9 protein-coding genes are annotated in these 9,079 nt (G+C 62.9%); 6 read left to right on the forward strand and 3 right to left on the reverse strand.

What is annotated here, in order from left to right:
• Nucleotides 1–131: 131 nt before the first annotated feature.
• From NZN28_RS12960 to NZN28_RS12970, 3 genes are all read right to left on the reverse strand, one after another.
• Nucleotides 132–884: a hypothetical protein gene (locus tag NZN28_RS12960; RefSeq protein ID WP_295398787.1), complete on the reverse strand. Its 753-nt coding sequence runs from the start codon at nucleotides 882–884 to the stop codon at nucleotides 132–134.
• 77 nt (nucleotides 885–961) lie between these two features.
• A complete protein-coding gene (locus NZN28_RS12965) occupies nucleotides 962–1,420 on the reverse strand; it encodes a hypothetical protein (RefSeq protein ID WP_295398789.1) in 459 nt (152 codons plus the stop codon).
• A gap of 66 nt (nucleotides 1,421–1,486) precedes the next feature.
• Nucleotides 1,487–3,607 carry an ATP-dependent helicase gene (locus NZN28_RS12970; RefSeq protein ID WP_295398792.1) on the reverse strand — a complete coding sequence of 707 codons (2,121 nt, stop codon included), beginning with the start codon at nucleotides 3,605–3,607 and terminating at the stop codon, nucleotides 1,487–1,489.
• A 524-nt stretch (nucleotides 3,608–4,131) separates the two neighbouring features.
• Between NZN28_RS12970 and NZN28_RS12975 the strand changes: the two genes are divergently transcribed.
• The 6 genes from NZN28_RS12975 to NZN28_RS13000 all read left to right on the forward strand — a co-directional run bounded on the left by NZN28_RS12975 (nucleotide 4,132) and on the right by NZN28_RS13000 (nucleotide 8,994).
• Nucleotides 4,132–5,547 carry a phosphoglucomutase/phosphomannomutase family protein gene (locus NZN28_RS12975; protein WP_295398794.1) on the forward strand — a complete coding sequence of 472 codons (1,416 nt, stop codon included), beginning with the start codon at nucleotides 4,132–4,134 and terminating at the stop codon, nucleotides 5,545–5,547.
• Nucleotides 5,548–5,718: 171 nt separating this feature from the next.
• Nucleotides 5,719–6,294, forward strand: a complete 576-nt coding sequence (locus NZN28_RS12980; RefSeq protein ID WP_295398796.1) for a hypothetical protein — start codon at nucleotides 5,719–5,721, stop codon at nucleotides 6,292–6,294.
• A gap of 66 nt (nucleotides 6,295–6,360) precedes the next feature.
• Complete coding sequence (locus NZN28_RS12985; protein WP_295398799.1) at nucleotides 6,361–6,642, forward strand: hypothetical protein; 282 nt, start codon at nucleotides 6,361–6,363, stop codon at nucleotides 6,640–6,642.
• Between the two features lies 1 nt (nucleotide 6,643).
• Nucleotides 6,644–7,429 carry a nitroreductase family protein gene (locus NZN28_RS12990; RefSeq protein ID WP_295398801.1) on the forward strand — a complete coding sequence of 262 codons (786 nt, stop codon included), beginning with the start codon at nucleotides 6,644–6,646 and terminating at the stop codon, nucleotides 7,427–7,429.
• 9 nt (nucleotides 7,430–7,438) lie between these two features.
• The gene (locus NZN28_RS12995; protein WP_295398804.1) at nucleotides 7,439–8,485 is read left to right on the forward strand and encodes a type III polyketide synthase; all 1,047 of its coding nucleotides are present in this window, start codon (nucleotides 7,439–7,441) and stop codon (nucleotides 8,483–8,485) included.
• Nucleotides 8,479–8,994 (forward strand): isoprenylcysteine carboxylmethyltransferase family protein, encoded by a 516-nt coding sequence (locus tag NZN28_RS13000; protein ID WP_295398805.1) that lies wholly within the window; start codon nucleotides 8,479–8,481, stop codon nucleotides 8,992–8,994. The genes NZN28_RS12995 and NZN28_RS13000 overlap by 7 nt, the downstream gene beginning before the upstream one ends.
• The last annotated feature ends 85 nt before the right edge of the window (nucleotides 8,995–9,079 follow it).

Raw genomic sequence — 9,079 nt, forward strand, 5'->3', positions numbered from 1 at the left:
GATTTTCCGCACTTTTTGGGTATGAATCTACTGGATTTGAGCAAAAAAGGTCTCTCCGATAGACTGACCTAGAAAAGCTTTCAGCACTTACAGCGAGATACCGCTTGAACAAAAACAAGTTGGCACAGCGCTCAAACCGCAAAAGTTTCGGGCGGAAGGGCATAGCCCAGAGCTTCCAGCAGGGCGGCCAGGTGGAATTTCTGAAACTCCTCGGGAGGGACATATTCGCCAATCAGGCGCAGGGCTTCCGAGGGCAGGGGTTTGAAGGCAATTACGCGGTGGTAGGGCTGGAGAAGGGCAAGCGGCAGGCTACCCCCGGCGTACAAAATGACATCGGCCTGGCGGGCGACCACCGTGGCCTGGGCTTCAGCCGCAGCCACCACCCCCCGTTGAGGAAGGGGTAGAAGTTCCAGAAAGCCTTCTCCCTCGGGAAAACTTCGGCTCAGAACCGAAACCTTGGTCAGACCGCGCAGGCCCTGGGCCATTTCGGGTCGGATGGGGCCCAGCCAGAGCGCCTTGTCTCCGAAGGCGTAGCGGCGGATCAGGTTGGCCAGCGCGATGGGCTCGAGGTAATACCCCCTGGCGCCGCCGACCTCAGGTAGCACCAGATCGACCCGGCGGGCCTGAAGCGCCTCGGGCTCGAGGTTGTGTACCACATCCAGCGCCAAGGCCTGTAGACCGGGGTCTTCCAGCACGGCGCCCCGCAAACCAAGCGGTTGCAGACCCATTAGTGCGGCCTCGAGGCCCATAGCAGGCTGACAAGCATACACAAACAGCGGCAAGTTGTGGTGCAGCGAAGCGGTCAGGAGGGGCTGATACCAGCGGCTCTGACCCTGGTGCAACACGGCCAGGGGGCGGGTCGCAGCGTAGTCGCGGGCGTGCATCAGTCCTAATCTACTACGCCCGGACGCAAGCGGGCGAACCTCGCTGTTGGCTGCAAGCCGACAGCCCGCCACCAGGCTCAAAACCCTTCTACCACAAAGCCCACCGTGAAGCGCTGGAAACTTTCCGAGCCAATAACCTGGCTGACCTCGAGGTAGGGCCGGTAGCCCCGGTCGGGGAACTGGATTCCCACCGAGAAAATGGCATAGAACCGCTCCCCAAAGCGCAGTCGCAGCTCATTCTGCGCGGTATAGCCGGTGATGCCCACCGCCAGGCCCCCGGCCAGATAAGGCCGCACCAGCAAGAAAAGCGGCAGGGGATAAACCACCTCGCCGCTCAGGTAGAGACCCGCCGGAGAACCTATCACCAGTTGGGAGCGGAAATCAACCGGAAATCCATCCAGATAAAGCCCCAGGTGCCCCATGAAATTTCCGTTTGGCCCGTTGCGCACCGAAAAGCCAACGTCGACCCCACTAGCAAAGGCCATGCCCACCAACAGCACCCAGGCCGCCCCGAAACGTCCGATGAGTCGTTTCATAGTTTCACCCTACCCGGCAAACGCTGGTTTGGGCAAAGGAAAACTAAAGAGCGACTTAGGCCGGCTTCATCCATCGAGCCGTTCCAGTCCGGCAAATTTCACCGCCAGCTTCTTAAGGCCCAGGCCGGGAAACATCACCGTGACCTCGCCGCCCATCGCGGCCACCACGGTACCACTCCCAAATTTGGGGTGCCGAACCTTTTCGCCCCCTTTGAACTCGGAGAGCTGGGTTTTGGGCCTGGGTTCGGGGCGGCTGTAGGGCAGCACCGGCACGGCGCTATCGCCAAAGGCCCCCACCTCCTTGAGCAAGTCCGGCGGAATCTCCTCCAGAAAACGGCTGGGGCGGCTGAACTCGCGCTTTCCGTAGGTTTCACGCTCTTCGGCGTAGGACAGATAAAGCCGATCCTGGGCGCGGGTAATCCCGACGTAAAAGAGGCGGCGTTCCTCTTCCAGGTCTTCCAGGCGGTTCAGGCTGTTGCGGTGGGGCAGCAGGTTTTCTTCCAGGCCCACCAGGAAGACTGTGGGAAACTCCAGGCCCTTGGCGTTGTGCAGGGTCATGAGCGTGACGGCTTCCTCCGGGGCCTGCTGGGGTTCCTCGGCTTTGGCGGTCAGGGCCACCGAGTCCAGGAAATCGGAGAGGCTGCCGCCCTCTTCTTCTTCCCAGTCGCGGGCCGCCCGCAACAGTTCCTCCACGTTCTGCAAGCGGTCTTCGCCGTCCTGCTCTTCTTTGAGCGCCTCGAGGAAGCCGGTTTGCTCCAGCACCCGCTCAAAGAAGGCCACCGGGCCGGTCTCGAAAGCCGCTTCCATCAGTTCGTCCAGGAGCTGCACAAAAGCCTGCACCTGCTGGGGCCGGTTGATGACCTGCTCGGCGGCGCGGAAGGCTTCGTAGACCGTGGTGCCAGTTTTCTGGGCGTGCTCGAGCAGCCGCGCCACCGTGGTCGGGCCGATGCCCCGCGGCGGGGTGTTCACGATGCGGCGCAGGTTGATGGAATCAGCGGGGTTGATGGCGACCCGCCCGTAGGCCAGCAGATCCTTGATTTCCCGGCGCTCAAAAAAGCCCACCGCCCCAATGAGCCGCACCGGCACCTGGGCCCGGCGCAGGTGTTCCTCCAGCAGGCGCGACTGGGCGTTGGTGCGGTAGAGCACCGCTATACCCTGGTAGCCGCCCAGCCGGGCGATTTCGCGGGCCACAAAAGCCGCCTCCTCGCGGGCGTTGGGGGCGCGGTAGAGCCGCACCGGCTCTCCACCGGCTTTGGTCGGGCGCAGGACTTTTTCCAGCCGCAAAGCGTTTTTTTCAATCACAGCGTTGGCCACCTGGAGGATGGCCTGGCTCGAGCGGTAGTTTTCCTCGAGGCGAATCACCTTTGCGCCGGGGTAGTCCTTGCTGAAGTCGAGGATGTTGTGGATGTCGGCATTGCGGAAGCCGTAGATGCTCTGGTCGGGGTCGCCCACCACCATCAGGTTGGGCTTCTCGCCAGCCAGCAGGCGGGTCAGCTTGTACTGCACGGGGTTGGTGTCCTGGTACTCGTCCACGTGGATGAACCGGGCCCGCTGGCGAACCTTGTGGAGCACCGCCGGATGCTGTTCAAATAGCTCGATGGTAAGGAGCAATAGGTCGTTGAAATCCACCGCACCCTGCATCCGCAGCCCGCTCTGGTACTTGCGAAAAACCTCGGCGGCCACTTCCTTGGGCACCCCCCCGATAAAGTCGGGGGCTTCACGCAGGAAAGTGGCCAGCCCTTCGCCACGGTTCTTGATGCGGTCTATCATGGCCCGGAAGGGGCCTGGCTTGGCCTCGAGCCCTTGGTCTTTCAGAATCTCCTTTAGAAGCGTGTTCTGGTCGTCGTCGTCGTAGATGACAAACCCCGGCTTGAGGCCCACATGCTCGCCATACGCCCGCAGGATGCGCACCGACGCCGAGTGGAAGGTGGAAACCCACAGGTCTTTGGCCGCAGGCCCCACCATCTTCTCCAACCGCTCCTTCATCTCGCCTGCGGCCTTGTTGGTAAAGGTCACGGCCAGGATTTCAGCGGGATACACCCGCCGTTCGCGCAGCAAATAGGCAATCCGGTGCACCACCGTGCGGGTCTTGCCAGAACCGGCCCCGGCCACCACCAGGGCGGGGCCTTCAAAATGCCGGACGGCCTCCTGTTGGGAGGGATTCAGGGAAGAAAGGAGGTCGGACATAAAGCCCTAGAAGTCTATCACCGCAACCGTGATGGGGGGTGAGCCGGTTGGCCAGGGCCGCAAACACCGAAGGCCATGCGCCCAGACAAGTCAATCTCAGTCTGGACTCGCCCTGTTCCTCCCCGATCTCGTGGGGGAGGCCAGGTGGGGTGGCTGACCCGGCCCTTCACGCACCCAGCAGATGGGGGGTCTTTTCTATACCCTCCTCCACCTGGGGCTCGAGGGCTGTCCTCTTTTGGAATTTGTCGGCGTGTATGGGTATCTTTGCAGCTGTGCAATGCGGGGGCTGTGCCGGTCTGGATGCTCCGAAGGGCGACCGAACCCGGTCAATCAAGTGGTTTGGAGCCAGCGAAGCATCCCGCCCTTTGCCTTCGCCGGCCCTGCACCGCACCGGATTCCCTGGCGGTCAGGCCACTGCCCTAAAGGCTTCCTGGACAGTTATCACAGCCGTTCTAGATACGAGCTTGAAAGATGGCCTATTCCCCCTGTGCCCTCTCCCCTGGCCCCTGTATAGTGTTGCAGGTATGGCAGACGAAATTGCCAGCAATCAATCCCGGTTGGGCATCCAGTTTGGCACCGACGGCTGGCGGGCCATCATTGGCGACCAATTCACCTTTGCCAACGTGGGCCGGGTGGCCCAGGCCTACGCCGAATATTTGCGGGAGCAGCAGGGCAAGAAAGTGGTGGTCGGCTACGACACCCGCTTCATGGCGGGCCGGTTTGCCCGCACAGCCGCCGAGGTGCTCGCCGCCAACGGGCTGGAAGTGCACCTATCGAAATCCTATCTGCCCACCCCGGCGCTGTCCTTTGCGGTTAAGCACCTAGAGGCCGATGGGGGGGTGATGATCACCGCAAGCCACAACCCTGCCGAGTACCTGGGCTTCAAGATTAAAGGCCCCTACGCCGGGTCTGCTACACCGGCCCTGGTCGCCGAGGTGGAAAAGCGCCTGGGCAGCGAGCCTAAAACCTCGGGCGGAACGCTGCACAGCTTCGACGTTCGCAAAGCCTACTACGACTTTCTGGCCAGCCAGCTGGACATGGAAACCCTGCGGGCCTATCAGGGCGTGATGTACCACGATAGCCTGGGGGGAGCCGGTGCGGGCTGGCTGGCGGGCTTCGTCAAACACGCCGGGCTGAAGCTCGAGCTGCGTGAACTGCACGCCGTGCCCGACCCCCTGTTTTATGGGGTGCATCCCGAGCCCATCCCCCAGAACCAGTTCACCATCATGACCGTGCTCAAAGCCGAGCAAGACCCCACCTTTGCCGTCGTCAACGACGGCGACGCCGACCGCGTGGGGGCCGTGCTGGCCGGAGGCCGCCACTTCAACAGCCATCAGATTTTTGCTGTCTTGCTCAAACACCTTCACCACAAAGGCTGCACCGGACGGGTGGTCAAGACCTTTTCGACCTCTGTGGTGGTGGACAAACTCGCGCGTAAGCTGGGGCTGGAGCTGGTGGTCACCCCCATCGGATTCAAGTACATCACCGATGAGATGCTCAAGGGTGGGGTCTTGATTGGGGGGGAAGAGTCCGGCGGTATCGGCGTGGCCGGGCACATCCCCGAGCGCGACGGCCTGCTCAACGCCTTGCTGCTGCTGGAGTCGGTGGCCCGGACGGGCAAAAGCCTGGGCCAGCAATTTGCCGAAATCGAGGCCGAGGTGGGCTTCAAACACGCCTACAACCGGATAGATTTGAGACTGCCCAGCATGGAGCACATCCAGGCTGCGATGGCCCGGGTGCAAACCCCACAAAGCCTGGCCGGCCATCAGGTGAGTGGAACCGAGCAACTGGACGGCATCAAATGGCTTTTCGGTGAGAGCGGCTGGCTGCTCTTCAGGCCCTCCGGCACCGAGCCGGTGCTGCGCATCTACTGCGAGGCCCCGGACGACCCAACGGTCAACGCGATTCTGGCTGAGGCCCGCAAACTGGTGGGCGCCTGAGTGCGCCAGTCCCAGGTCAACCAGCGCAAAGGGCCATCGTTTGCACTCAAAAAACAGCTCTGGTCGCACTCATTTTTTGTTTGGCGGAATGCTGGCCATAGCGCCAGCCGAGCGGCCTGGATTTTCTCAGACGATTGTGGGTTAATCTGACTACGGAACAAGGACGAGGCTATGATTCGGCTGGTACTGCTGCTTGGTTTTCTGGCATCGTGGGGGCTTAGTCAAAGTGCACGGGTGGTTGAGCAGCGCATTGGCGCCCAGGGCGGGGCGCTTCAGCTGCCCGGCATCCAGGTGGTGGTGCCTTCGGGTGCGCTGGTGTCTTCGGTTCGGTTCCGCCTCGAGCGCCTCCAGGCGGTGCCGACCTCGCCCCCACAGGACGAGGTGTTTTTCATTCAAACCTTACCTGAGCGCGAGGTGGTGGGAATTTACCGGCTATCCTCGAGCGCAACCAACTTTCTGAAGCCCCTGACCATAGAGCTGCGGGTCAACCCTCCCCACCAGACCGGCAACCGAATCTTTCGCAGCGCCGTGTATCTGTGGGATGGCGAGAGCTACGTGAGCACCCAGGTGCCCAGCACCCGCGAGACCGCGACCATCAACCGCCTTTCGCTGGGTTTGAATGCAGGCGCAGGCGGATACCCTGCCGGCCTGGTGCTGGCCGTGTTGCGGGCGCCTGAAGAGAACCTGCGGCGGGAGTGCCAGGCCAGGGGAGGCCGCTGGAGCGGCTCGAGCTGTGAGCGCCGCTAGCCCACCCCATCGGGGCCGGCGGAAGCTGGCTTGCACTTCGACCCTGACGCAGGGCTAAGCTAAGGCATGTCGCCCCTGATAGCCCTGGGTTTGAGCCTGTACCTGCTGAATCTTCTGGTTGGGCTGGCTGCTCAATTTCGCCTGGGACATTTTGGCATCTGGCACCACAGGCTTTATCTGGTGGTTTTTGTCAGTGCTGTGCTGGCGGTGGTTTTTAGCAGAGAATGGTGGCTTTTGCTCACGGTGGGTTGCCTGGCCCTTTTTCCCAAAGCCCGGCCCCGCACCTGGCTCCACCCCACACTGGGCGTGATAGGGTTGATAGGATACTTACTGGCACTGGGGGGTTAATGTGGAGTTTCTGGAGGTTATACGCAAACGCAGAACCACCAACGGCCCCTTTTTGGATAAGCCGGTGTCCAGGGAACATCAGCACCTGCTCATGGAGGCGGCCAGCCGAGCCCCGAGCCACTTCAACTCCCAGCCGTGGCGCTTCATTCTGATAGAAGACAGGGCCAAGCGGGAAAAAATCGCCGAGATTGGCGGACGAACCATGCAGCAGCTCATCGCCGATGGCCAGTTTTTCGAGCGCTACCGCCCTTACTTCCGCTTCAGCGAGAAGGAGCTCGAGGAGCGGGGCGACGGCATCCTGATTGATCAGCTGCCCGGCCCGCTGCGCCCTTTCACTAAGCACATCATGAGCCCCTCGGCGCTGGGGCTTCTGCGAACCTTGCGGGTTCCCCAGACCCTGGGCGAGGACAACCGCAAGCTGGTAGCCGGCTCCCCGCTGCTGCTGGCCGCGCTGCTCGACAAAGCGGAATACCGCCCCGGCGAACTCTCGGGCTTTTACAGTGTGCTGGGGCTGGGCATGGCCATCGAGAACATCTGGCTGACCACAGTTGAGCTGGGCATGGGCATTCAGTTTGTCTCCACACCGATGGAAATCCCCGAGGCCTGGGCCGAGCTCAAGCGACTGCTGGAGGTGCCCGAGCATCTGGAACTTATGGCCATTTATCGGCTGGGCTACGTGCCCCCCGAAAAGCCCCGTCCCCGCATTGACTGGAGGTCCGACCACCGCAAGCGACTTTCTCAGTACGTTTTCCGCGATTCGTGCGCGACCCCGGAGAGCGACCCCTGAGGCCTGGTGATGAACCCCTGCATTCGAGGTGTTGGCCTTGCCCACCCCCCGCACAAGGTGGGGCAGCCCGAGGTGCGTGACCTGGTCCGCACCCTGTTTGACGGCCTGCAAGGGCTGGATAGGCTGATTACGGTCTTCGAGAATACTGGCATTACCTCGCGCCATCTTTCAGCGCCCCTGGAATGGTTCAGTCGGCCCCATGGCTTTGCCGAGAAAAACCGCCGGTGGTTCGAGACGGCCCTGGAGCTATGTGAAAAAGCCAGCCTCGAGGCCCTGGCGCAAGCGGGCCTGCGACCCGAGCAGGTGGGGGCTATTGTGCTGGTCACCACCACCGGCATCGCCACCCCCAGCCTCGAGGCCCATCTGGTCGAGCGCCTGGGCCTTCCCCTCAGCGCGGTTCGCCTGCCCATCTGGGGGCTGGGCTGCGCCGGGGGCGCGGCGGGGCTGGCCCGGGCCGCCGAGCTGGCCCGGCTCCATGAGCACGTGCTGCTGGTGGCGGTGGAGCTGTGCAGCCTGACCTTTGTGCGGGGCGATTTGAGCAAGAGCAATCTGGTGGCCACCAGCCTCTTTGCCGATGGCGCAGCCGCAGCGGTGCTGGGGACGCCCCAGGCTTCCGAGGGCCCTGCGGTGCTGGGCAGCTTCAGCCGCCTTTTGCCCAACAGCTACGAGGTGATGGGCTGGGACGTGGTGGACGAAGGTTTGCAGGTTCGCTTTGCCCAGAGCATCCCAGCTTTGGTGGAGGGCCGGCTGGGCCACCTGATCCAGGATGGGCTGGCGAGCTTCGGGCTAACGGCCCAGGACCTGCACACCTGGACCCTTCACCCCGGAGGGGCCAAGGTGCTGGCAGCCTACCAGCACGGGCTGGGGGTGGACGAGGGGAGCCTCGAGGCTGCCCGCTGCGTGCTCAAAAACTTTGGCAATATGTCGAGCCCCACGGTGCTTTTTGTGCTGGCCCGGCAGATGTACCAGCTCGAGCGGCCCCCCTCCGGCAGCCTGGGGCTTTTGCTGGCACTGGGGCCGGGCTTCGCCGCGGAGGGGGTGGTTTTGCGGTGGTAGCGCTCTGGCTGGCGCTGGCGGTGGTCGTAGTCCAGCGTTTGCTGGAGCTGCGCCTGGCCCAGGCCAACCTGCGCTGGGCGCTGGCCCAGGGGGGGCGGGAGTACGGAAAAGAGCACTACCCGCTTTTTTTTCTGCTGCACGGGGGCTGGATGCTGGGCTGGTTGCTGGAGGGGCTGGCTCGAGGCCAGCTCTCCCCCATCTGGGGCGTCTGGCTGGGGGTGTTCCTCTTGGCCCAGGCCCTGCGCTACTGGGCCATTCGCAGCCTGGGCCACTACTGGAACACCCGCATCGTGGTGATTCCGGGGGCCAGGCCCATCAGAAGCGGGCCCTACCGCTTCTTCCCCCACCCCAACTACCTGGCGGTGGCGCTGGAGCTATTCTCGCTGCCGCTTATCTTTGGCGCCTGGATAACCGCTCTGGTCGCTTCTCTGCTGAACGCGCTCTTGCTCCTCTTGATTCGCATTCCCGCCGAGGAAAAGGCCCTGCGCATGGCCGCGCAAGACACCTGACTATCGCGCTCTTCACAGTTAGCCGCCCACGAAAACGAGAAGGGACAAAGAGACGTGCCTCACCTCGGTGAGGCACGCGTGTCTG

The organism is Meiothermus sp. (assembly GCF_025056915.1).
Classification (GTDB): Bacteria; Deinococcota; Deinococci; order Deinococcales; family Thermaceae; genus Meiothermus.